At 72.0% G+C, this 22,873-nt stretch carries 17 protein-coding genes; 6 read left to right on the forward strand and 11 right to left on the reverse strand.

Going from position 1 to position 22,873, the window contains the following annotated elements; all coding sequences use genetic code 11:
* Positions 1–3: 3 nt before the first annotated feature.
* The 4 genes from ACGFNV_RS05965 to ACGFNV_RS05980 form a co-directional block, all read right to left on the reverse strand.
* Positions 4–2,784: an alpha/beta hydrolase family protein gene (locus ACGFNV_RS05965; protein ID WP_393619680.1), complete on the reverse strand. Its 2,781-nt coding sequence runs from the start codon at positions 2,782–2,784 to the stop codon at positions 4–6.
* Between the two features lie 170 nt (positions 2,785–2,954).
* Positions 2,955–3,380, reverse strand: coding sequence for a Zn-ribbon domain-containing OB-fold protein (locus ACGFNV_RS05970; RefSeq protein WP_393619681.1), 426 nt, complete (start codon positions 3,378–3,380; stop codon positions 2,955–2,957).
* A gap of 174 nt (positions 3,381–3,554) precedes the next feature.
* On the reverse strand, positions 3,555–4,283 hold the full coding sequence (locus ACGFNV_RS05975) for a TetR family transcriptional regulator (RefSeq protein ID WP_393619682.1): 729 nt from the start codon (positions 4,281–4,283) through the stop codon (positions 3,555–3,557).
* Positions 4,284–4,379: 96 nt separating this feature from the next.
* Complete coding sequence (locus tag ACGFNV_RS05980; protein WP_133925099.1) at positions 4,380–5,228, reverse strand: bifunctional methylenetetrahydrofolate dehydrogenase/methenyltetrahydrofolate cyclohydrolase; 849 nt, start codon at positions 5,226–5,228, stop codon at positions 4,380–4,382.
* Between the two features lie 527 nt (positions 5,229–5,755).
* Between ACGFNV_RS05980 and ACGFNV_RS05985 the strand changes: the two genes are divergently transcribed.
* Complete coding sequence (locus ACGFNV_RS05985; protein ID WP_393619683.1) at positions 5,756–6,442, forward strand: peptidoglycan-binding protein; 687 nt, start codon at positions 5,756–5,758, stop codon at positions 6,440–6,442.
* Between the two features lie 74 nt (positions 6,443–6,516).
* Here the strand turns inward: ACGFNV_RS05985 and ACGFNV_RS05990 are convergent, their stop codons facing one another.
* The 7 genes from ACGFNV_RS05990 to ACGFNV_RS06020 form a co-directional block, all read right to left on the reverse strand.
* Positions 6,517–8,979 (reverse strand): SpoIIE family protein phosphatase, encoded by a 2,463-nt coding sequence (locus ACGFNV_RS05990; RefSeq protein WP_393619685.1) that lies wholly within the window; start codon positions 8,977–8,979, stop codon positions 6,517–6,519.
* A gap of 88 nt (positions 8,980–9,067) precedes the next feature.
* The gene (locus ACGFNV_RS05995) at positions 9,068–9,631 is read right to left on the reverse strand and encodes an antibiotic biosynthesis monooxygenase (RefSeq protein WP_393619686.1); all 564 of its coding nucleotides are present in this window, start codon (positions 9,629–9,631) and stop codon (positions 9,068–9,070) included.
* Between the two features lie 49 nt (positions 9,632–9,680).
* The gene (locus tag ACGFNV_RS06000; RefSeq protein WP_393619687.1) at positions 9,681–10,058 is read right to left on the reverse strand and encodes a hypothetical protein; all 378 of its coding nucleotides are present in this window, start codon (positions 10,056–10,058) and stop codon (positions 9,681–9,683) included.
* Positions 10,059–10,356: 298 nt separating this feature from the next.
* Entirely contained in the window at positions 10,357–11,277 is a 921-nt protein-coding gene (locus tag ACGFNV_RS06005; protein WP_393619688.1) for a MurR/RpiR family transcriptional regulator, read from the reverse strand.
* A gap of 48 nt (positions 11,278–11,325) precedes the next feature.
* Positions 11,326–12,996 carry an ArnT family glycosyltransferase gene (locus ACGFNV_RS06010; RefSeq protein ID WP_393619690.1) on the reverse strand — a complete coding sequence of 557 codons (1,671 nt, stop codon included), beginning with the start codon at positions 12,994–12,996 and terminating at the stop codon, positions 11,326–11,328.
* An 89-nt stretch (positions 12,997–13,085) separates the two neighbouring features.
* The gene (locus tag ACGFNV_RS06015) at positions 13,086–15,005 is read right to left on the reverse strand and encodes a phosphatase PAP2 family protein (RefSeq protein ID WP_393619692.1); all 1,920 of its coding nucleotides are present in this window, start codon (positions 15,003–15,005) and stop codon (positions 13,086–13,088) included.
* A gap of 205 nt (positions 15,006–15,210) precedes the next feature.
* The gene (locus ACGFNV_RS06020; protein ID WP_393619694.1) at positions 15,211–16,110 is read right to left on the reverse strand and encodes an N-acetylglucosamine kinase; all 900 of its coding nucleotides are present in this window, start codon (positions 16,108–16,110) and stop codon (positions 15,211–15,213) included.
* 309 nt (positions 16,111–16,419) lie between these two features.
* On the opposite strand from ACGFNV_RS06020, the gene ACGFNV_RS06025 reads away from it, so the two are divergent.
* The 5 genes from ACGFNV_RS06025 (at position 16,420) to ACGFNV_RS06045 (ending at position 22,809) form a co-directional block, all read left to right on the forward strand.
* The gene (locus ACGFNV_RS06025; RefSeq protein WP_393619696.1) at positions 16,420–17,550 is read left to right on the forward strand and encodes an ROK family protein; all 1,131 of its coding nucleotides are present in this window, start codon (positions 16,420–16,422) and stop codon (positions 17,548–17,550) included.
* Positions 17,551–17,829: 279 nt separating this feature from the next.
* Positions 17,830–19,158 carry an extracellular solute-binding protein gene (locus tag ACGFNV_RS06030; RefSeq protein WP_393619697.1) on the forward strand — a complete coding sequence of 443 codons (1,329 nt, stop codon included), beginning with the start codon at positions 17,830–17,832 and terminating at the stop codon, positions 19,156–19,158.
* Between the two features lie 119 nt (positions 19,159–19,277).
* Positions 19,278–20,189, forward strand: coding sequence for a carbohydrate ABC transporter permease (locus tag ACGFNV_RS06035; RefSeq protein ID WP_393619699.1), 912 nt, complete (start codon positions 19,278–19,280; stop codon positions 20,187–20,189).
* On the forward strand, positions 20,186–21,088 hold the full coding sequence (locus ACGFNV_RS06040) for a carbohydrate ABC transporter permease (RefSeq protein WP_393619701.1): 903 nt from the start codon (positions 20,186–20,188) through the stop codon (positions 21,086–21,088). The genes ACGFNV_RS06035 and ACGFNV_RS06040 overlap by 4 nt, the downstream gene beginning before the upstream one ends.
* Before the next feature lie 2 nt (positions 21,089–21,090).
* Positions 21,091–22,809: a hypothetical protein gene (locus tag ACGFNV_RS06045; protein WP_393619703.1), complete on the forward strand. Its 1,719-nt coding sequence runs from the start codon at positions 21,091–21,093 to the stop codon at positions 22,807–22,809.
* Positions 22,810–22,873: the final 64 nt, after the last annotated feature.

Raw genomic sequence — 22,873 nt, forward strand, 5'->3', positions numbered from 1 at the left:
GGGTTACGACGCGTCCAGGACCGTGCCCGTCAGCTCGGGGCCGCCCTCATCCGGCTCACCGGTGACCTCGTCGATGTGCCGGAAGCGCACGGACTCCGCGGACTCGGTCACCCGGTCCGTGATAGTGGCGAGGGAGATCTCCGCGCTGGTGCGCCCGGCGGGGACGGTCGCCCACAGCCCCAGCGACTCCACCTTGGACAGCGGGCGCTCCGGGTCCGTGGACTCACCGGTGGCGTCGGTGAACCACTGCGGGTCGACGTCCTTGGTGGACAGCTCGGCACCGCTCGACAGCGGCGCCACCGCGAAGGTGGTCCACAGCTCCGCGTCCGCGGCCTCGGACAGGGTCACCCGCCAGGTCAGCGGCTTGCCCTCGGTCACCCGGTCCGCGACCGGCGTCACGCCCACCTTGGGCATGGGGTCGTCATTGAGCACGACGACCCCACCGTGGTACGAGCCGACCACGGCACCCTGGACCGCCTTCACCAGCACGCCGTGGTCCATGTCGTAGGAGAAGCGCGTGTTGCCCTTCACCTGCACGGAGACATCGACGCCCTGGCCGCCCGGCCGCACCGTCACCACACGGTCCTTGGCCTCACCCGTCTCCGGGTCGACGACGTACAGCCGCACCTTGCCGCTGCCTTGCCCCGACACCTTCACCGGAACCCGGTATGTACGGACGCCCGAGTCGCCCTCCTTGACCGTGGTGCGGCCGATGTCGACGCGCGGCAGCGCGGCCTCCTTGACGGCCGGAGTGCCGGGGCGCCAGCCCCAGGCGTCCATCAGCCACGCCTGGCCTTTCTGCGAACGCGGCGTCAGCTCCAGCGTCTTCACGTGCCGCAGGTCGAAGCCCCGCAGCGCGGCGGCCGTGAGCGGCACCCGCACCTCACGCGCCCAGTACGAGGAGGTCCGGTCGCTGCCCGGCAGCCCGTCCACCGTGACCCGGCCGAGTGCGGCCCGCTTGCCGGAGGTGTCGGTGAGGGACACGTCCAGCTTTGTGCCGGTGCTGTTCGGCGGCACGAACACGCGCAGCGCGAGGTTCTTCGCACCGGCCAGGGAGAGCGGTGCCGCGGGCTTGACGCGGACCGCGGATCCGGGTGCCGACCAGCGCAGCGCCACCGCGCGGCGCCCGGTCTCCCGGCCGGTCTCCCACCTGGCGAAGTGCGGCGACCCCCCGGACACGTTCTCGCCCAGGCAGACGACCGCCGGGTCGGGGTCCACGGCCGAGCACAGGCGGCCGCCGGTCACCGTGACCGGCTCGTCCGGCAGCAGGCCGCCGCTCCGGTTGGCGCCGACGGCGTGCGTGAGGACGCGCGCCGGGTCGGCCGAGGGGACCCGCTTGCCGGTGCCGTCGAGCAGCTCGCGCGCCCGGTCGTCCCCGGCGACGAACAGCCGGGCCGCGGCGGCTATGTAGGTGGCGCCGGCCTTGTGCTGCTGGTCGGCGGTCAGCCGGGTCCGGGTGCCCTTCGAACACACCGGGTCCCGCCGGTCCTGGTCCTCGAAGAAGTCGTCGTCGGCGGGCGCCACAGCCTGCCCCGGGGTCCACTCGGTGTTGAAGAAGTTGTGGTTGGCGCCGACCACGTAGACCGCGCTGTGCAGCGCCGCCCCACGGCTGACGCCGCGGGTTCCGTCGACGAACACCTCACCCTGGAGGTCGGAGACGTCGCCGTCGCAGCCGGGGAGGATCGTCACCGACGGCACGTCGGCCACCGGATTCTGGCCGAAGATCGTCGGTCCGATCAGCACGGTCCCGCGGACGTGCCAGCGCACGGGGCCGCGGTAGCCGTCCTGGTCGGCGGGCGCCGGGTAGAGGCTGTCCAGCGCGGCCCGGTTCACGCCCTCGCCGCCGCGCGAGTGGCCGACGAGCAGGACACGGGACAGGTCCGTCTTCGGGGCGTTGCGCACGACGGCCGGGGCGGTGGACGGGTGGGCGGCCCAGTCGGCCCAGCGCGCGAGGTGCTGCCGTACGAGGGACGAACGCGCCTGCGCGCCGCCGTCCAAGGTGTCCCAGTCCTGGCCGTTGATGCCGTTGGCCGAGATGGACACCGTCATGTAGCCCTGGGAGGCGAGCAGTTGCTGGTCGCGCAGGTAGCCGCGGTAGCTCGGGATCTGCTTCTCACCGGTCTTGCAGGGCCAGTTCCCGCTGACGTCCTCACCCTTGTAGCAGGTGCCGTGCCGGCCGTGCAGGAACAGGGCGAGGGGGCGTTTGCCGGTGGCGCCCTTGGGGGCCACCACGACCGCCTTCATCTCCACCTTGGCCGGGAAGTCGGGCAGCTTCACGGAGTCGAGGCTGTACTCGCCGGTCGTCGTGCGGAACGACCCCGGCTTGCCGGGGTCGACGGCGCCGGCGGGCGACTGGGCCGGTGGTGGTGCGGCGGTCAGCGAGTCGCGGTCGCGCGGGGCGGCGGACTTCTCCTCGGCATCCAGTCGACGCCCCGCCGCCAGCACCTGAAGGTCACTCAGGTTCGTCGCGTGGACGTCCTTCAGGCCCAGCCGGAAGGTCCGGCCGTCCTTCTGAGGTGCGGGTACGCCCAGCAGGCGGCCCGCGGCATGGAACTCCACCCGGGCGTCCCCCATGGGGACGCGCTCCGGTGCGCGCCAGACCAGCTCCCGCGCGTCACCCTCCCCGGTGATGCGCCAGCCCGGCGGAAGTCCGCCCTCGCTGTCGCTCACCGTCGTCAACGGCGCACCCACGGACGGCTGTTGCGCCTGCGCCAGTCCTGGCGACGCCGCCAGGGCGGCCAGCACCGCCACGGCGGTGACACCTATTCGCCGGGCACGGATCAATGGTCCCCTCCTCGAACCCCGAGCGCGGGCAGCCCCGTCGGCACCGGGAGCCTCACGCGTTCCGGATGACGGAGGAAGAGCCCTGTGGGTTGCCTGTGAGGGGAGCCGGGCAGGCGGCCACCGTCGTGATCAAGCCACGGACGGCTGCCGCGATGTCGGCGCCGAGGGTGTCAGCGCCAGGCCCGGTACGGCTCGTCGAGGAGTTGGAAGACCGGCTCGCCGCGGACCGGGTCCTTGGCCGTGGACAGCCTCACGCGGTCGCCGCTGTGGATGCCGATGGGCGGGCCCATGACCCGGCCCCGCACCACGAAGCCCTCGGCCATCTCGACCAGTGACACGTTGCGCGCGGCAGGGGTGTTGCGGTGCACGACGGTGGAGTGGCGGACCGTGCCCGTACCGTCGCTGCGCTCCGTGCGCAGTTCGCTGCCCCGGCACACCGGACACAGCAGCCGGTGGTACATGGCGGTCCCGCAATAGGTGCAGCGCTGGAAGAGGATGGCCTCCGAGGCCGAGGCCAAACCCGGGGCCCGGGGGTCGAGGAGGCCCGTCGCGGAGCCGGCTGCCTGCTGGACGGCGCTTCCTGAGCGGTGGTACACGCTGGCTCAACTCCCTGCGCTCGGGCGGAAATCCCGCGTGCGCGGCCCACCCGTGCACGCCTGTGCGCGGTTCACCGTGCCACCGTGCACGGCCTCAGCGTATGGCACTCAGTGCCACTCGTAAAGGTACTGCGTTCCCTGAATCTTCTCCGCGTCCTTCTACGCGCGTGGGCGTCAGGCGCGCCCCAGCGTGGTCTCGATCTCCTGCACCACCCGCCACAGGGGTGCCTCGCGCCGGGAGACGACCACGACCACGTCGTCGGGCCGCTCGTCGGTGAGCGACGCGACGCGTACGTCGACGGGAGGCGCGCCGAAGGCGGACTGCACGTATCCCAGGGCGTGGTCCACCGTGGCGCCCGCGTCGCTGCGGCCGTCCGAACGCAGCCAGGAGCGCAGGGCGTTGTTGTGCGCGGCCACCACGGCGGCCGCGATCACGTCGGCCCGCAGGTTCCCGTCGGGCCGGCCGGCGAAGCGCCCGCGCAAGTAGTCGGCGAGGGCCCGCTCGTAGCGCCACACCACCGACAGCTCGTACGCCCGCAGCCCGGGCACCTTCTTGGTGAGCCGGTAGCGCTGCACGGAGAACCCCGGGTTCTCGGCGTACATGCCCAGGACCAGCCGGGCCGCGTCGCACACCCGCTGTACCGGCTCGTGGCCCTCGTCGCTCGCGGCGAGGAAGGCCGTCATGTCGGCGAGGCAGCGCTCGTGGTCGGGGAAGACCACGTCCTCCTTGGAGGGGAAGTAGCGGAAGAAGGAACGCCGTCCGACGCCTGCGAGCGCCACGATGTCGTCGACGGTGGTCTGCTCGTAGCCCCGCTCCAGGAAGAGCTGGAAGGCCGCCGCGACCAGTGCGTCCCGCATGGGCGGCTTCGCGGACGCCGCCTCGGCGCTGCTGCTGGAGCTCATGAACGGGAACGTAGCACCTGACCGACGGTCATGGCACTCAGTTCCCTCCAGTCCCCCTTGAGGGGGAACTGAGTGCCCTTCATGGCCGGATCAGGTTCAGAGCCGCTCGGCCGCCTCCACCACGTTCGTCAGCAGCATGGCGCGGGTCATCGGACCCACACCGCCCACCGGCGGTGCGTACGACCCGGCGATACCGCTCACGTCGGGGTGGACGTCCCCGAGGATGCCCTCCACCGTGCGGGTGAGGCCCACGGACAGCACCGTCGCGCCCGGCTTGATCCAGTCCGGCGTGACCAGGTGCGCCACACCGGCCGCGGCCACGACGACGTCGGCCACGCGCGTGTGCGCGGCGACGTCCTGGGTGGCCTCGTGGCACAGGGTCACCGTGGCGTGCTCCGTGCTGCGGGTCAGCATCAGTCCGAGCGGGCGGCCCACCGTGATCCCGCAGCCGATGACGCAGAACTGCTGGCCCGTGATGGGCACCTGGTTGCGGCGCAGCAGGTCGATGATGCCGCGCGGGGTGCAGGGCAGCGGCGCCGGTATGCCCAGCACCAGCCGGCCGAGGTTCGCCGGGTGCAGCCCGTCGGCGTCCTTCGCGGGGTCGATCAGCTCCAGCACGGCGTGGGTGTCGACGTGGGCGGGCAGCGGAAGCTGGACGATGAAGCCGGTGCACGCCGGGTCGGCGTTGAGGCGGAGCACCGCGGCCTCCACATCGGCCTGGGAGGCGGTGGCGGGCAGTTCCACCCGGATCGAGGCGATCCCGACCTGCGCGCAGTCGCGGTGTTTGCCGCCCACGTAACTGCGGCTGCCCGGGTCGTCGCCGACCAGGATGGTGCCGAGGCCGGGGGTGACGCCCCGGTCCTTGAGCGCCTGGACGCGCAGGGCGAGTTCGTCCTTGATGGCGGCCGCGGCGGCCTTTCCGTCGAGCAGTGTTGCGGTGGTCACGGGAGTCGCGAACCCTTCGGGAGACTCGGGAGAAGACTCGGAGGAGGACGCGGAGAAGTTCCGGGGAGAGGACGACGCCGTCCGGGACCCGGCGCGCACGCCCCGGCCCTCGATGTGCCATCGTACGGCCCGCGCGGAGCACACCCCGCAGGCGAAGCAACCTTTCGGCGCCGTCCCGGCCCGCCGTGCCCCGCCGTCGCAGCTTCGGAGGGGCCCCGCGAGGTGACCCGCCCCCGCCTCCTCCACGTCACCGACCTCGCCTACCAGGCCCGTGGGCGCCGCTACTGCGACGAGGACAGTGCCGAACCGACCGGTCATCCACCCTCGACCACCCGGCGGACCTGCACCGCCCGAGGACCTCAACCCCTACCTGTCCCTGGACGCCCTCGACGCCGTCGGCCGCGAGCCTTCGTGACGGCCCTGAAGGAATCCCTGCGGCGCTTCCTCGAAGGCTGACGCCCGGATGAACCCGGGTGGCCGTCCGCGCGTATCTCTCCTCGGGGACCACGGGACGGAAGGAGAGCAGCGTGCCGACACCGGACGAACCCGGGGAGCCGGACGAGCGCCCACCCCTCGAACCCATCCGCGTGCTGCGGCTGCGCCGCACCGACGCCCTCGCGGAGCTGTTCAAGGAGCTGACGCAGGACAACGGCGAGTACGAGGCCGTACGCCTGCCCGAACCGGCGCCCGGATCCGAGGCGGAGACACAGGAGCTGCCTCCCGTGTCCACCGGCCGCCGCGCCCCGGCACCGAGCCACCGTCCCCGACCCCGCCGTACCGCACTCGCGGCGGCCTGTGTCCTCGCGGCGGCACTCGTCGGCTTCGGCTGCGCCTTCCTGCTGCCCGGCGACGGCACCGACAACACCGCCGCACCCGCGTCCCCGCCGACGAGCGCCCCCGCCCAGGAGGCCACCCCGGCCACCCCGGCCACCCCGGCCACCCCTGCCACCCCGACCTCCCAGCCCTCCACCGACCCCGACGGCGCCGGCACCCTGCGCGAGGGAGACGCCGGCCCCGAGGTCACCGACCTCCAGGAACGCCTCCTGCGCATCCCCAACGTCTACGACCACGGCCCGACCGACGGCCGCTACGACACCGTCCTCACGCAGGCCGTGGCCCGCTTCCAGCTCTGGTACGGCATCCGCGGCGACGAGACCGGCGTCTACGGCGACGACACGCGACGCGACCTGGAGTCCCGCACCAGCGGCGGGTGACCGGCGCGCCGAACTCCGATTCAGCGGGCGCCGCCTGGATGCGCGTGGGCTCCGGCACCCGCGCCGCCGAGCGGCTACCCCGACGCCTCGTGCCCGTCGTCGCCCGCGCCCCCCGGACGTACGTCGCCCGGGGCCACTGGAACCCGGATGTCGAGCACGCACACGTCGTCCTGCTGCTCGCTCTCCAGCATCGCCGCCAGCAGTCGGTCGAGGGACCCCGGTTCGTCCGAGGAGCGGTCGTTCACGGCCCGGACCAGCCGTTCCAGGCCCAGGTCGATGCTCTCCGCGGCCCGCTCGACGAGACCGTCCGTGTACATCAGGAGCCGGTCACCGGACCGGAGCCGGCACTCCGCCTCCTCGTAGACCGGCGTGTCGGACGCCCCGAGGAGCATGCCGCGCGGACGCCCGAGGTAGTGCGCCTCGCCGTCCCGTTGCAGCAGCGGCGGCGGATGGCCCGCCTGCGCCCAGACCAGCCGCCGCTCGCCGGGGCTGTAGCGGGCCAGGATGAGCGTCGCCGTGCCCTGGGTGTCGCGGGAGTGCAGCAGCAGGGTGTTGAGCCGGGCGAGCGCGCCGGTCAGGGACGAGCCCGTGATGATCATGCCCTTGGCGGTGAAGCGGAGCTGGGCCATCGTGGCGACCGCGTCGATGCCGTGACCGGCGACGTCGCCCACCACGAACAGGGCGTCCCCGTCGGGCAGCTCGATGGCGCTGAACCAGTCACCGCCCACGTTGAGCCCCGACTGGGCGGGCAGATAGGCGACCTCGACGTCCAGTCCGGCCGGCCGCACGACCTTCTTGGGCAGGGGCAGCAGCGCGTGCTGGAGCCGGGAGGCCAGGGTCCGTTCGGCCTGCAGCACGCCGTGCTGGGTCAGGATCGCCCGCTCGGACTCGACGAGGGCCAGCTCGGCGCTGCGCTGCGCGGTGAGGTCCTGGACGAACCCGTGCACCTCGACCGGGGTGCCGTGGATGTCCGCCACCGCCTCGGCGACGGCCCGCAGATGCCGGACGCCCGTACTGGTGCGGATACGGAAGGGGAGGTCGAACGGCCGCCCCGCCTCGACCAGGTTTGCGACGGCGCGGGTCAGCGCGGGGACGTCCTCGGGCAGCGCGAGGGAGGACAGTTCCGGCAGGGCGACCGGGCCGTCGGCGGGATCCCGGTCGAGCAGCGAGAAGACCTGGGACGACCAGCTCACCTCGCTCGTGACCAGGTTCCAGTTCGCCCAGCCGAGTTTCCCGAGCCGCTGCACGTCCGCCAGCCGCTGCTCCTGCCGGTCCGAGGGCTCGTGCCGGATCCATGTGACGATCAGTCCGTCGCCCAGCTTCGCCACCCGCACGGAGTACGTGGACAGTTCGGCCACACCCGCCACGACCTGCTGCCGAGCGAACGGCCGGCCCTCGAACGGCTCCCCGGTGGTCAGCGTGTGCAGGCAGCCCTGCCACAGCGCCTCACCCGCCACGGCGGGCCAGCACTCGAGGAACCGCAGACCGGCGAGCCGGCGGCCGCAGCGGCCGACGACGTCGACCGTCTCGGAGGTCGCGGCGTCGATGCGGTAGTCCTCGATCTCGCCCGACGGAGCGCGCAGCGGACTGAGCAGGACCGCCGCGCCCGGCAGCCCGTCGAACACCGCCTGCACGGTGTCCGAGGTGCGCTCCTCGTGCGTGGGCTGGTGAAGGATGTCGACCGAGCGCAGCCAGCCCGCGCAGAGCCGGGCGGCGGCGCGCAGCTGTTCCCGCACGCGGGGTGTGAACGGACCGTCGTGGCCGCGCAGGACGCCGAGGACGACGTCGCCCGAGCCGCCGGGCGGTATGGGCAGCCAGGCGCGGGACCTCCACCGCTCCGGCGGATCCCCGATCAGCAGGTACTGCTCGCGATCCTTCTCGATGTCCTCCAGCCATCGCTCACGACCGGTCCGCAGGGCCTCCAGTGCGGCGATCCCCGTCAGCGGCGGCAGCCGACGCCACTCGGCGGCCTCGGTGTCGTCTATGCCGGCGTGACCGACGAGTTCCAGCCCGCCGGAGGCCGGACGGGCATAGATCATGACCGCGTCGGCACCCGTGCCCGGCGCGAGGTGTTCCAGCAGACACCGGGCGAGATCCTGGGTGCCACCGACCCGGGCCAGGGCCTGGGCGAGGCGGCCGAGCGCCGCGGAGTCGTCGTCGGCGACCGGGTCCGGGACGTCGGAGGCGCCGTCCGCGCTCTCGGCGTCGACATCGGCCGGTCCAGAGCCGGGGACGGCGGCGCTCGGGGGCGGCGCCAGGTTGCCCAGCGTGATCCAGCACTCCTCGAGGAGGCTGCGGTGCGCCGCCTTGGCGCGCTGCTGGAGGTCCTCGTGCGCCGCCTCGGGGGAGCATCCGGTCAGCGCCATCAGCGCGCCCTTGGCCCGCTCCAGCACCGCCGAGGTGGCGGCGAGATCCTGCAAACGGTCCATCTCGACGCGCTGTCGTGCCACGACTCTGGTCAGGGCGACCAGGTCGGGCACGGCACCCGGCTCCGCCGGCACGGCGGGTTCGCTCGTCACGCGACGAGCATGGCACATGGAACCCCGATGGTCCGATGCCTTGACCTTGCCCGATTCACTCGCACGTGAGAGGACGTGCCGGTTTCCCCAGGCTCGTACCGCCTGCTCACCGGTCGGGCGGCGGGTACAGCCACAGCCGCAGCAGCCGGCTCAGCAGGGGCATGACGACGAAGGTGAGCGTCGGCAGCAGTACCAGCGGGAACACGGCGGCGCGCAGCGGCAGGGGCCAGCCTGTCGTGTGGGGCGTGACCAGCCACTGGATCAGCAGCGTGAAGGGGTAGGCGCCGAGGAACGTGGTGAGCGCCATCTTCCACTTCGGCGGCGACTGCACCGAGGTGCCGGGGAGGCTGAACCAGGTCTCCATCCCGCTGGTCGACTGCCGTTCGCTGCTGACCTCCGAGGCGACACCCTCGATCCGTGCGTGCCAGTCGGCCCGTTCCTCGGACTCCAGCCAGGCCGTGAGCCGGTGCGAATCGCTGAAGCGGAGCACCGCGTGGTAGCGGTGGCCGCCGTCCTCGGGGCGCAGCCAGGAGACGCCCTCGTTGCCCGGAAACCGACGGGCGCAGCGGGTGACCCGGTGCGTCCACTCCTCGAACTCGCGCTCGTGGCCGGGGCGTACGCGCCAGGTCAGGACGGTGGTCACCGGTTCGCGTCGGGTGGTGGTGCTCATGTTCACGACGGGTGCCACGCGCGGCGGCGGTCATGCCTGCCGGGGGCGGTCAGCGCACGGTGCCGTGGTCCACCAGGGCCTGGCTGACCGCGCGGACGCTGCGGGCGATGTGCTGGAGCTGCATGACCTCGGCCGCGTACAGCTTGATCGTGTGCTCGATGACGGACTCGGGCAGCCCGAGGCTGGGAAGATCGGCGCGCGCGGTCTGCAGGGCGGTGCGGGCGACCCGTATCTCCTGCTGGACCTGGAGGTGCGCGTGACGGGCGAGCAGCACGGGGTGGCGCAGGAGGACGGGATAACTGGCGTAGCGGGCCGGCACGAGTTCGCGCAGCCATTTGGCAGCCGAGCGCTCCCAGTCGTAGCTGCCGGGGTTCTTGACCTGGCACGGCCAGTCCGGGCTGATGCGCGTGATCGTCGTCAGTGCCATGTTCGTCGCTTCCGGGTGTGCGGGTCGGAGGGATGGTCCGACGGGGTGGGCGGCCCCGGTCCAGGGGATGACCGGGGCCGCCGAGGGCGCTCGCGCAGGCGATGCCCCGAACACCCTGGTCGCCGACGTGGGTAGGGGACGGCGGCTCCGGGTGTTCGTCGTGGAGCCCTGTGCGGGCGGGTGTGGCCGTGAGCAGTATTTATATATGCCGTCGCCTTTGCAAGACGTATGAAAACATTCATGCGCGATTTGGGTAGAAGGCACCCTATGTAAGAAATGCGGCAGCTCACGGACGGGCTCAGTCCCGGAGGAAGAACTGGTGCTGATCCGCGATCTGCTCGTACTCCTCGAGCCGGGCCTGGGTACGCTCCGGACCCGCGTCCGTCATGGCCTGCAGCAACGCCGCGGCCATCACACCCGGAGCCGCGTAGGAGTCGAAGACCAGCCGCGAACCGGTGCCGGTCGCGAAGGTGACGTCGGCCTCGTCGGCCACCGGACCGAGCGCCAGGTCGGTGACGAGGGCGACCCGCAGCCCCGCGCTGCGCGCGACCCGGACCGCGGTCAGCGTCTCCTGGGCGTGCCGGGGCATCGAGAACGCCAGCACCCAGGTACCGCCCGCCTCACGGGACTGCAACAGCGCGTCGTACGCGACGCTGCCGCCCCGGTTCACCAGCCGCACGTCGGGGTGGACCCGGCGTGCGGCGTAGGCGAAGTACTCGGCGAGCGAGGCCGAGATGCGCAGGCCGAGGACGGTCAGCGGGGCCGACTGCGACAGCTTGCGGCCGATGTCGATGACCTGGTCGGGGTCGGCGAAGTCCCGGCGCAGGTTCTCCAGGTTCGTGATCTCGGCGTCGACCGCCGCCTGGAGCTCGTTGCTCCTGTCCTCCTCCGCGGGGCCCCCGCCGGCCAGGGCGCCCAGGGCGATCGACTGGAGCTTCTCGCGCAGGGCCGGGTAGCCGCTGAAGCCCACCGCCCCGGCGAACCGCGTCACCGAGGGCTGGCTGACACCGACGCGCTCGGCCAGGTCGGTGATGGAGAGGAACGCGGCCTCGGTGATGTGTTCGATCAGGTACTGGGCGATGCGCCGCTGACCCGGGGACAGATGGGGCCCGTCGAAGAGTGCCCTGAGCTGGGAAGTCGGGGCCGCCTCCGCCTGCGGAACCGTCTTTCCCGAGGTGATCGCGGATGCCTGTGCGCGTGCCTGCTGCGGCGATGGCACCGGTGCGCCTCCTTTGTCTTCCACGAGGACTCAACATAGCCCAGCCGCTCATCTGCGGTAGATCGTGATCGAGTGCCCGACCTCGTCCACCGGACGACTGCTGTCGATCAGTTCGGCCAGCCACCCCTGCGCCTTGGCCACCGCGGTGTCGGACACCACCAGCAGCCCGTGCACCCGGTCCGCGGGCACCCCGCGCGGCTCGGACGCCTCGATGCCGTAGTACGACGGCACACCGCTGCCCTTGTAGACCAGCCAGACCCGCTCGCCCCGGTACCGCTCGTGCAGCCGGTCCGCCAGCCGGCCCAGGTCCTGGCCCCAGTCCACGTTGGAGTCGTGCAGCCGCAGATGCGTCTTCGCCGGCCCGCCGAACGCCTCGTTGGAGTAGGGCAGGTAGTACGGGAACGTCCGCAGCGAGCTGACCGCGACGAACGCCACCAGCACCCCCGCCACCACCGGCCCCCACCGCCACCGCACCGCGAGCACACACCCCGCCGCCACCGCCAGGAACATCGGCAGGAAGACCACGTACCGGGTGCCGAAGTCCCGCGCCCCTTCCATGGCCACCGCCAGCAGCACCGCGGCCGGGACCAGTACATAGGGCGCCGCGGGCCGCAGCCGCCGTACCGCGATCATCGCGACCGCGCCGGCCGCCCACAGGGCGAGCATGCCGAGCGGGGTCTTCACCAGCAGCGCGGCCGGCAGGTAGTACCAGCGCGAACCGTCGTAGAGCCGGCCGAACAGGAAGCCCTCCCACGGCCGGTTCTCCATCCAGAACTGGACGCGCATCCCGTCCCGGAAGGCCTCCGGGAACGGCAGGAACTGCACCAGCAGGCCGCGCTTCCCGCGCGCCACCGGCACCGGCTCCTGCGGCACCCACCGCAGCCGCGGATCGACCACCAGATACACCGCCCACACGACGGCGACGGCCACCGCCGCCACGACCGCCGCCCGCAGCAGCGCCGCACGCCAGTTCGTGGCGCGCCCCCGCCACGCGGTCAGGGCGGCCAGACCCATCAGCACCGGAACCGCCGGCAGCGCGCTCATCTTGGTCGCCACCGCCGCACCGAGCGCCACCCCCGCGAGCGGCACCAGAAGGCGGGGCCGTCGGCGGGCCCGCCACAGCAGCCACACCGACGTCAGCAGGAAGCCCGCCACGGGGACGTCCAGCGTGGCCAGCGAGCCGTGCGCGATCAGGTCGGGGGAGAAGGCGTACACGGCGAGCGCCGCGAGTCCGGCGGCCCGACCGGCGAGGTCCCGGGCGAAGGCGAACACGACCAGCCCGAACAGCAGCGTCAGCACGATCACCGGCAGCCGGGCCCAGAGCATCAGCCGTCCCGGGTCGTTGCCGGACTCGTACAGCAGCCGCTGCCCGAACTCCTCCTGGGTGGCGGCGGGCGACGGGTCGAGGTGCGGCCCGGCGAGCGCCACCCCGACGCCGATGACCAGCTTCCCGAGCGGCGGGTGTTCGGGGTTGTAGCGCAGCCGGTGCTCGTGCAGGTAGTCGGCCGCCGCGCCGACGTACACGGGTTCGTCGATCGTCGGCGTCTGCTGAACGGCCGTGGTGACCATGGCGAAGGCCATCTGCGCCAGCAGCACGACGGCGAGGAGCGGCACGAGCCACCGCCCGCGCGGCCGTCCGGACGACCGCGCGAGGAGCGCCCCGGGGAACATCCGCGACGTTTCCGGGTCGAGAACCGTGTGCTGTGCGCGCGCCATCATCCGCCCCGCGGCGACACCCCCAGGGCGGTGGCGGGAGGGCGGCGCAGGGCGTCGCTCGCCCTGCGCACCGGCTCCCGCCACTCGGGGCGTTACCGCTTCACGATTCGTACCGACAGACCTTCCGCCGTGTACACAGGTACGGCCCGCAGCCGGTCGGAGTTCAGCTCCACACGGTCGAACCGGCCGCGCAGCGCCGGGGCGTCGATCACGCGCACCGTGCTCCCGACGGCCGGCGGGCACTCGGCGTCGAGCCGCAGCGACAGCACGCTGCCCGGGCCCAGCACGACCCGCCGCGTCACCGTCAGGACCTCCTTGTGCCGGCCCGCGCGCAGCGTCGGCGCCAGCACGGCGGACTCCTGCGCGAACACGCCGTGCACCTGCACCGGCTCGTCGACCCGCAGCGTTCCGCCGAGCACCCGGACGTCACCGTGGCCCAGCGCGTGACCCGACGCGGAGACCAGCACGCCGTCCTCCACCACGGTGCCGCCCGTGTACCGGTTGTGGCCGGTCAGGGTGAGCGTGCCGGTGCCCTGCTTGGTCAGACCGCCCCGGCCGTCGATGTCGTTGCGCCAGGCGTCGGCCGTCGCGAAACCGCCGGCCGCCGCGTCGAGCGTGACGGTCACGTCGGAGTCGAAGGAGCCGTACCCGTCCGCCGCCGCGAACAGGTTCAGCCGCCCCCACTGCTCGAACCCGTCCAGCAGGACGTACCCGGAGGGCAGCGCCGTCGTCCGCAGCACCTCACGCCGCTGCGCCGCGTCCAGGTAGGGCAGCCGGGTCTCCAGGAGCACCTCCGCGCCCTTCGGCACGGTCATCGGCTTCTGCCGGCCGTCCCGGGGCAGCACATAGGTGAGGCGCGGCTCCACCGCGCGGGCGTTGGCGGCGCGGTCGGCGTACGGATCGGCGGCGGGGCCCGCCGCGTGCGCGTACGCGTACAGGGTGTCGGCCGTGGTGCCCGTCTTCTCCTGGAAGTACGCGAGCGCCTGGGCGCGCGCCGCCTTCTTGAGGTCGGCGTTGGCCGGGTCGGCGAGCGTGGCGGCGGCCAGGGCGGTGGCCATGATGCGGCCGCCGATGACATCGACGGTCGAGTGCATGCCCGACATGATCCGCGTGTGGCTGAGCTCGAGCGCCCGCGTCACGAGCTCCTGGAAACGCTCGGGCACGGCGTACGCGTACGCCAGCGAGGCCAGGTGGAAGGCGTTGGTGTGGCCGCTGGGGAAGCCGCCGTCGTCGACGGGGGAGGTGCTGCGCTGCCGCAGCAGCTGCGGCACGACGACCACCTTGGAGTCGTACACCGGGTAGCCGAGGGCGTCCGTGCGGCCGGTGTCGACGACCTCGCTGTCCTCGTTCATGCGCCACGGGCGCGGGTACTGGAAGGCGTACTTGCCGGGGTTGCCCGAGGCGAACGGGCCGCGCACGGTGTCCACGAGCTTGGCCACCAGGCCGAGGTCCGAGGTGTACGAACCGGCGCCCAGCGCGGAACCCGCGGGCGCGTCGGCCGGCACGGCGTCGTCGATCTTCGTCGGGGGAGTCGTCTCCGGCGCGCTGGTGATCGACGTGACCGCCTTGGCGCCCGCCTTGTACAGGTCGGACAGCGGGCCCAGGCCGGCGATCATCGCGTAGCTCTGGTGCTGCCGGTCGTAGACGAACGCCTCCCGCGCCTGCGCCTCGGTGCGCGCGGCGGTGACCCGGGCGCAGTAGCGCATGTTGGCGCGCAGCACCTCGGGACGCAGCGGTGTGCCGGTGTTCCAGGCGGCACCGGTCTTCCACACCTCGGCCATGCCGCCGAGGATCCGCACCACGGCGTTGGTCTCGGGCGTCAGGTTCGCCGGGACGTTGGTCTTGTAGTCGTCCACGAACGCGGCGGGCGCGGTGGCGGCCTTGGCGTCCGCTGCGCCCAGCCACCCGACGAACGTCGGCGCGGCGACGAGCGCGGCCGAGCCGCCCAGGGAGGCTCTGAGGAAACCCCTCCGGTTCAGGGAGGGGGAGTGGTGCGCGGCGGATGACGGCATGGGTGTGCCTCTCTTCAGTTCTTCGGCCCTGCGGCCGGGGGAAGGTCGTGCGATCTTGCCTGATACGACGGGGAGTTGAGTGACCCGTGCGTCAGATGGTGCGTACGAGCGAAGATCTACGGCCGAGTTGTGTCCCATCGGCGAGGGTTCGGCGGCGGGGACGTGTCCCGCGGGTGAACGAGGGGACCCCTGTGCGCCGTGTGCGTCACAGCAGAGACCGCGCCAGCGCCACCGCGCCCTCCACCGGGGGCACCCGCAGGGGCCTGGCCCGGGCCGAGGGGACCGTTTCGGCGAGGGCGGCGGTGAAGGCGTCGTACAGCGTGGACTGGGACAGCACCGTGCCGCCCGCGACCACCACGTCGTCGACGGGCACCCCGCGTGCGCCGAGGCGGGCGACGAGCGCGGCGAGGGAGCGGCCGGCGTCCGCGATCACGGCGCGGGCGAGCGGTGAGCCCGCCTCGGCGGCGGCGAAGACGGCGGGAGCATGTCGGCCCCACTCGGCGGAGACGTCCGTGGCGCGCTCCAGGGCCGCGCCGAGCGCCGGTACCTCGGGCACACCGAGGGAGGCCACCAGGGCGAGCGCCAGCTCGTCGGGTTCCTCACCCCGGTCGTGCGCCGCCCATACCGCGCGGGCCGCCTCCCGTACGAGACCGGCCGCGCCGCCCTCGTCGCCGAGCACCGCGCCCCAGCCGCCCACCTGGACGGGGGTGCCGTCGGGCAGCCGCCCCACGGCGACGGAACCGGTGCCGGCCACCAGGCCGACGCCCTTGTCCAGTCCGGCGGCGGGCACGAGCAGCTCGGCGTCGCCCACGACCAGCGCGGGCGCGTCGACGTGCGGTTGGAGAGCGGTACGGATCTGCGCGCACTGGCGCGGGGTCTCACAGGCGTGCCCGCCGACGGCGAGGGCGGAGGGGCGGGCGCCCGCGGGGAGCGCGTCGGCGGCCAGCGCCGCCAGCCAGCCGGCGGCGGCCACCGGGTCGTGCGGTCGCCAGCCACTGCTGGAACGGACGTGATCGGCCACGAGAGTGCCGCCCGCGAACGCGCGGAGCTGGGTCTTGGTGCCGCCCACGTCGATGCCGACCACCAGGGGTGCGGTGTCCTGCACGGAACCTCTTTCGTCGATGCGCTGTGTGCTGCGACGGTGGGCGAACCGTGCCTGGAGGCAGGGCAGTTGATGAACTAGGGAAGCCCCGGGACGGGCTTCTGACGGACCACGGCAGGCGAGTACCGTGACGTTCGTTAGGAAGTTAACTAACGAAGTACAGTGCGTGTCAATAGGCGTCACGCACTCGGCTTTCCGGGCCTTCGGTCCGGGCCGGGCACGCAGGGCGCCAGGGCAACCCATCGCCGCTTCCCACCGAGTTGATCGGTTCCGGAGAACGGCCTGTGACCTGGGGGAACTGTGGAACACGACGTGGTAAGAGCCCCCCGTCTGACCGAGAGCGCGAGCGCCGTATTCGCCGTGCTGGCCCAGGCCGGCACCGCGACCCGGCCGCAGCTCGCGAGCCTCGCGCGCCTGTCCAAGCCGACGGTCTCCTCCGCCGTCGCGGAGCTGGAGGGCGTTCACCTCGCCGCCCACTCCGGCACCGCCTCCAGCGGCACGGGCCGCAGCGCCGCCGTCTACCGCCTCGGCCCGGCCGCGGGCGCCGTGCTCGCCGTCGACCTCGGCCCCGCCCTCACCCGGGTCCGTGGCTGCGCCCTGGACGGCACCCTGCTGGCCGAGGCCACAGGGCCGCGTGCCGAGGCCGCCGACGTGGTGCGCGAGGCGCTCCTCTCGCTGCCCGCCGACGCCCCCCTGCGCACCATCGTGGTCGCTGTCGGTGACGTCACCGCGCGGGCCGAGGAGGGCACCGTGCGCCCGGCGACCGCCAAGGCGCGGCCCGTCTTCGACGCGGTGGCCGTCGCGCTGCCGCCCGGAGTGCCCGTCCACCTGGAGAACAACGTCAACTGCGCCGCCCTGGCGGAACTGCACGAGGGCGCCGCCCGCGGCCGGCACACCTTCGGCTATCTGCGCATCGGCGTCGGTATCGGTCTCGGCATCGTCGTGGGCGGACACGTCCTGGCCGGAGCCAACGGCGCCGCCGGAGAGCTCGCCCGGCTGCCGTACCCCTGGGACGACGACCTGGAGCCCCGCCACGAGGCGCTGGAGGAGTACATCGGGGCCCGCTCCCTGCTGCGCAGGGCCGCCGAGGCATGGCCGGACACCGACGGCTCCTGCCCGCGCACCGCGGAACGGCTCTTCGCCCTCGCCCAGGAGGGCAGCGCCACGGCCCGCGCGGTCGTCGACCGGCACGCCGTGGACGTGGGCCGGCTGGCCGCCGCCGTGACCGCGGTACTGGACCCGGGACTGCTCGTGCTGGGCGGCAGCACCGGCGCGTTTCCGCAGCTCCTGCCCGGTGTGCGGGCCGAGCTGGAGCGGCTCAGCTGGCCCACGGAGGTGGTCAGCAGCCAGGTCGGCGATCTCGGTACCGTCGTGGGCGCCGCCCGCCTCGCGGTGGCCCGAGGAGTCCAAACCGTGACCGATGCGGCGCGGACGAAGGATTGACGGTTTCGGACTCGGTCTGCCAATGTCCGGACAAGCGCTTTCTAAGTCGGCCGGGACGTCGGCTTGGGTGAGCGTCCCGCGCGTACTCGACGTACGGCAACCGCACCAGGGCGTGCTGGTGCGGCGACGGCCACAGCGGCCGGGGACCCTCGCCTGTCAGGATGACGCGGCCGGGCGAGGCCGCGCCCTCGGAAAGCAAACCCTTCCTGCACAATGCACCCGTGCCGCCTCGGTCGGCGCCGTGCTCCGTCCCCTACCGACGAAAAAAAGGGATCGAAGATGACCACTGTGGGTGTGCGGCGCTCCCGCCGACTCGGCCGTGGCGGCATACGCCGCGTGATTCCCCTCGCTGCCGTGGCCACGGCAGGTGCCCTGCTGCTCTCGGCCTGCGGGTCGGGGGGCGACTCGGGCGGCAACTCCAAGTCGCTGACGTTCTGGATCTCCACCGTTCCGGGGCAGGACGCGGGCTGGAAGAAGCTGGTGGCGCAGTACAAGAAGGAAGCCGGCGTCTCCGTCAAGCTCGTCAACATCCCCTACGACGGCTACACGACGAAGCTGCACAACGCCGCGCAGGCGAACTCCCTGCCCGACGTGGCCGCCGTGCCGGCGCTGGACCCGATCTGGTCGAGCAAGCTGATCGACCTCAGCTCCATCGCCAAGAACAAGAGCTACAACATCAACGCCAACTTCCTCGCCAAGGACTCGTCCGGGAAGGTGCTGTCCATCCCCTCGGACGTCACCGCCTCCGGTCTGTTCATCAACAAGTCGCTGTTCGAGAAGGCCAAGGTCCCCTTCCCCACCTCGCCCGACAAGACCTGGACCTGGACCGACTTCATCAAGGCGGCGAACAAGGTCCGCGAGAAGACCGGCGCCAAGTACTCCCTGACCTTCGACCAGTCGCCGTCCCGCCTCCGCGCCATGGTGTACGAGATGGGCGGGAAGTACGTCCACGCGGACTCCTCCGGCAAGTTCTCGGTGGACAGCGCGACCAAGAAGGCCGTGAACACCTTCGTCGGATGGAACGACAACAAGACCATGCCGAAGTCGGTGTGGACCAGCGGCGCCGACCCGTCGGCCATGTTCCAGAGCGGTGACGTGGTCGCCTACTGGTCCGGCGTGTGGCAGGTCGCCGCCTTCGCCGACGGCATCAAGAAGTTCGACTGGGCCAGCGTTCCGACCCCCGCCCAGCCGGTGCAGGCCAGCGACGTCAACAGCGGCGGCATGATGGTCGGCTTCAACAACAACGGTGACGCGGCCACCGCCGCGCAGAAGTTCCTGTCCTGGATCTACGAGCCGGACCACTACCGCGAGCTGTGCGAGGCCTCCGGGTTCCTGCCGGTCGAGAACGGTCTGAACCCGAAGTACCCCTTCACCTCCGAGGCGGCCCAGGCGGCGTTCAAGCTGTACAACGAGTCGATCCCGCTCTACGCCCCGATCTCCGGCTACTTCAACGGCGCGCAGACCCAGTGGGTGCTGAAGGGCAAGAGCCTCACCGAGGACCCGACCAAGACGGAGCTCGGCAAGGCGATCAACGGCCAGCAGTCGCCCGACAAGGCCCTGGAGAACATCGTGGCCGGCTACAACCAGCAGGTCGGCGGCGGATCGTAGGCCGCGGGGCCGGGCGGCGAGGGTGAGACACCGCCGCCCGGCCCTGGACGCGCCCCGCGATCCTGGGCTCATGGCGTGAGCCCACCTGCAATCCCTTCCACCAGCACGGAGTCAGGAAGATGACAAAACGCGCCTCGGACGTGTCCGCGAGCCCGCCCAGGAGACGCAGTAAGTACACCGTCGCGCCGCTCGTCCTCATCGCGGCCAACGTCGTGCTCTTCGCGCTGTTCTTCGTCTGGCCGGCGGTGATCGGGCTCCTCTACTCCTTCACGAACTACACGGGCGTGGGGGTGTTCCAGTGGATCGGACTGGACAACTACCACAACCTGTTCGGGGACTCCACGTTCTACGACGCGCTGACCCGGACCCTGCTGTACACCGTCCTCTTCGTCCCGCTGAACTTCGCGCTCTCGCTGCTCGCCGCCAACCTGGTGGTGAACAAGAACGCCAAGGGCGCGTCGGTCGCCCGCGTCATCTTCTTCATCCCGTGGCTGCTGTCGCCCATCGTGGTGGGCGTCCTGTGGCGGTGGCTGTTCGGTGAGAACTTCGGACTGGTCAACTACGTCATAGAGAAGCTCGGCGGAGGCGCCGTTCCGTGGCAGTCGAACGCGGACCTGTCGCTGCTGGTGGTGGTGATGGCGGCAGCCTGGGCGTGGACGGGTTTCACGATGCTGCTGTTCATCGCGGCGATCAAGAACGTCCCGGTGTCGTACTACGAGGCGGCCGAGCTCGACGGCGCCGGTTCGTGGCGCAAGTTCATCAGCATCACGCTGCCGAGCATCGCGCCCACCTCGTTCATCGTCATCCTGCTCAACACGATCAACGCGATGAAGGAATACCCGGTGTTCGTCGCCCTCAACAACGGCGGACCCGGAACGTCGAACAACCTGCTGGTCCAGTACATCTATGAGACCGGCTTCAAACGGGGCCAGATCGGCTACGCGAGCGCCGCGTCGTTCGTGCTCATGCTCATCCTGATGGCCGTCGCGATCGTCCAGCTGATCGTCAACCGGCGGGTGGAGAACCGATGACAACCACAGACATGCCACGCCCGCTCGACGCCGACGCCAAACAGCCCGTCTCCAAGAAGCGGCCCCGCAACGCGGTCGGCGGCGGGATCCGGCGGGCGGTGCCCGCGACGACACTGCTGTGGATTCTGGCGTGCCTCTACGGGTTGCCGGTGCTGTGGTTCATCCTCAGCTCCCTCAAGCCGGCCAGCGACCTGTTCTCCTATCCGCTGACGCTGGTGCCGCACAACCCCACCCTGTCGGGTTTCAAGGCGGCGTGGGACAGCGCCAACTTCTCCCAGTACTTCATCAACACGGCCATCGTGTGCGTGATCACGACGATCCTCACCGTGGGTGTCAGCTGCTGCACCGGGTACGCGCTGGCCAAGTACGACAACAAGTGGCTCAAGGTCTTCTTCATCTGCATCCTGGCCACCACGATGCTCCCGTCCGAGGTCATGCTCGCCCCGGAGTTCCTGGTGGTCCGCAACCTCGGCCTCTACAACTCCTTCGCCGGCATCATCCTCCCGGCCGTGCTCACCGCGACCGGATGCTTCATGTTCCGCCAGTTCTTCCTGACGGTGCCCGACGAACTCGTGGAAGCGGCACGCATCGACGGCGCCCGCGAACTGTCGATCTTCCTGCGGATCATGGTGCCGCTCTCCCGGCCCATCATGCTGACCCTCGCCATCCTGTCCTTCCAGTGGCGGTGGAACGACTACATCTGGCCGCTGCTGATGCTCAACGACCCCAGCAAGTTCACCGTGCAGATCGGCATCCAGAGCATCGTCGGCGCGCAGAACATCAACTGGTCGGTCCTGCTCGGCGCATCGGTCATCTCCATGATCCCGCTGATCGCCATCTTCCTGGTCTTCCAGCGCTACGTCATGGGCGCCGACATCAACGCCGGACTGAAGGACTGACCTTGCCCACCCCGCTCGACCACGAGTTCGTCCGGTCGGTGGCCCGCGCCGCCGACCGGCTGGCCGCCCCGCTCGCGGCCGGCCCCGACGAGGAACCCGCCGGTGTGCCGCACCGTGGTCTGGCGCGCAGGGTGAAGACCCTGGTCGCGGCGTACCGTTCCCCGGACTCGGCCCTGCACGGCAGCGGGCAGGCCATCGCCGCCGCGACGACCCACCTGCGCGCCCTGCGGGCCGTGCAGACCGGCACCGGCCTCTTCGCCGGCGGCGACAACGTGCAGTCGCCGCCTGACTCCGCCTTCACCGTCAACGACGTGTGCGACGCGCACGTCCTCGCCGCCGGCGCGGGACCGGAACTGCGCGACGTCACGGCCGCGCTCGCCGAGATCGCCGGTGCCGCCTCCGGAAGTCTCCTGGCCGGTGGGGTGCACACCCCGAACCACCGCTGGGAGCTGTGCGCGGCGCTGGCCCGGCTGCACCGGTCGTTCCCCGACGACCGGCTGCTCGACCGCATCGAGGAGTGGCTCTCCGAGGGCGTCGACATCGACGCGGAAGGCCTGTACTCGGAACGCAGCGCCAACTACGCGGCCCACGTGTCCAACCCTTCACTGCTGCTGCTGGCCGGCGTGCTCGGCCGCGCCGACCTGCTGGACGCCGTCGAACGCAACCTCGCCACCACCCTGGACCTCATCAGGCCGGACGGCACGGTCGAGACCCTCCACTCGCGACGGCAGGACCAGAACCACCCCTTCCCGCTGGCCCCCTACCTGCCGCACTACCGACTGCTCGCGGTCCGCACCGGCCGGGGCGACTTCAGCCGGGCGGCGCGGCTGGCGGCCGTCGGCGGCATCGACGACCCCGACCTGCTCGCCGAGAGCCTCCTCACCCCGGACCTGTGCCGCGTACTGCCGACACCGGCGGCGGAGATCCTTCCGCGCGACCGGTACCTCACCACCGCGCGCCTCGCCACCCGCGCCTCGGCCACCGCGCACACGGTGGTGTACGGCGGCTCCGACGTGCCCGAGCACCGGCGCATCCGTTCGGGCCTCGCCTGCAATCCCACCTTCCTGCGGCTGTTCGCCGGTGACGCCGTCCTCGACGCGGTCCGTCTCTCCCGGGGGTTCTTCGACCTGGGCCCGTTCCGCGCCGCCGACATGCGGCAGCTCGCCGACGGCCGGTACCGGCTCACCGAAACCCTTACGGCCGCTTACTACCAGCCGCTTGCTCCGGGCCGGCGCCGGGACGGCGGCGACTACCGGATGGCGGACGAGGGTCGCTTCTCGGCCGCGATGGCCTTCCCGGACCGCCCCCGGGACGAGGTCTCGCACACGACCCGCGTCGAGGTGGACCTGCGGGAGGACGGCGCCGACCTGCGGATCGACATCAGCGGACCACGGGTGCCCTGGGCGCTCGAACTGACCTTCCGGCCGGGCGGCGTGCCCGAGGGCGCCGTACCGATCGGCGACGGACGCTGGTGCCTGACGACCGGGCCGATGACCTACCGGGTCGGTGACGACGAGATCCGGGTCGAGGTCGGCGTCGAGGCAGGCGAACCGCTCGCCGGGCCGGACCGGAGCGACGTACTGCGGTACGACCCAGGTCAGGACTACACCGTGGTGGGCGGCACCGACGCGACGACCGGGAACCGCGTCCACATCGGTGGACAGGGTCCGCACACACTGACCGTCGCACTGCGCGCCCACCGTCCCGCACCCGGCGCGTGACCCCGACGAGTTACGCCATGGCCACCCCAGGCATGAAGGGTTGAACCCCGTGCACCCTACGCCC

The organism is Streptomyces sp. NPDC048751 (genome assembly GCF_043198595.1).
In the GTDB taxonomy this organism is placed as follows: Bacteria; Actinomycetota; Actinomycetes; order Streptomycetales; family Streptomycetaceae; genus Streptomyces.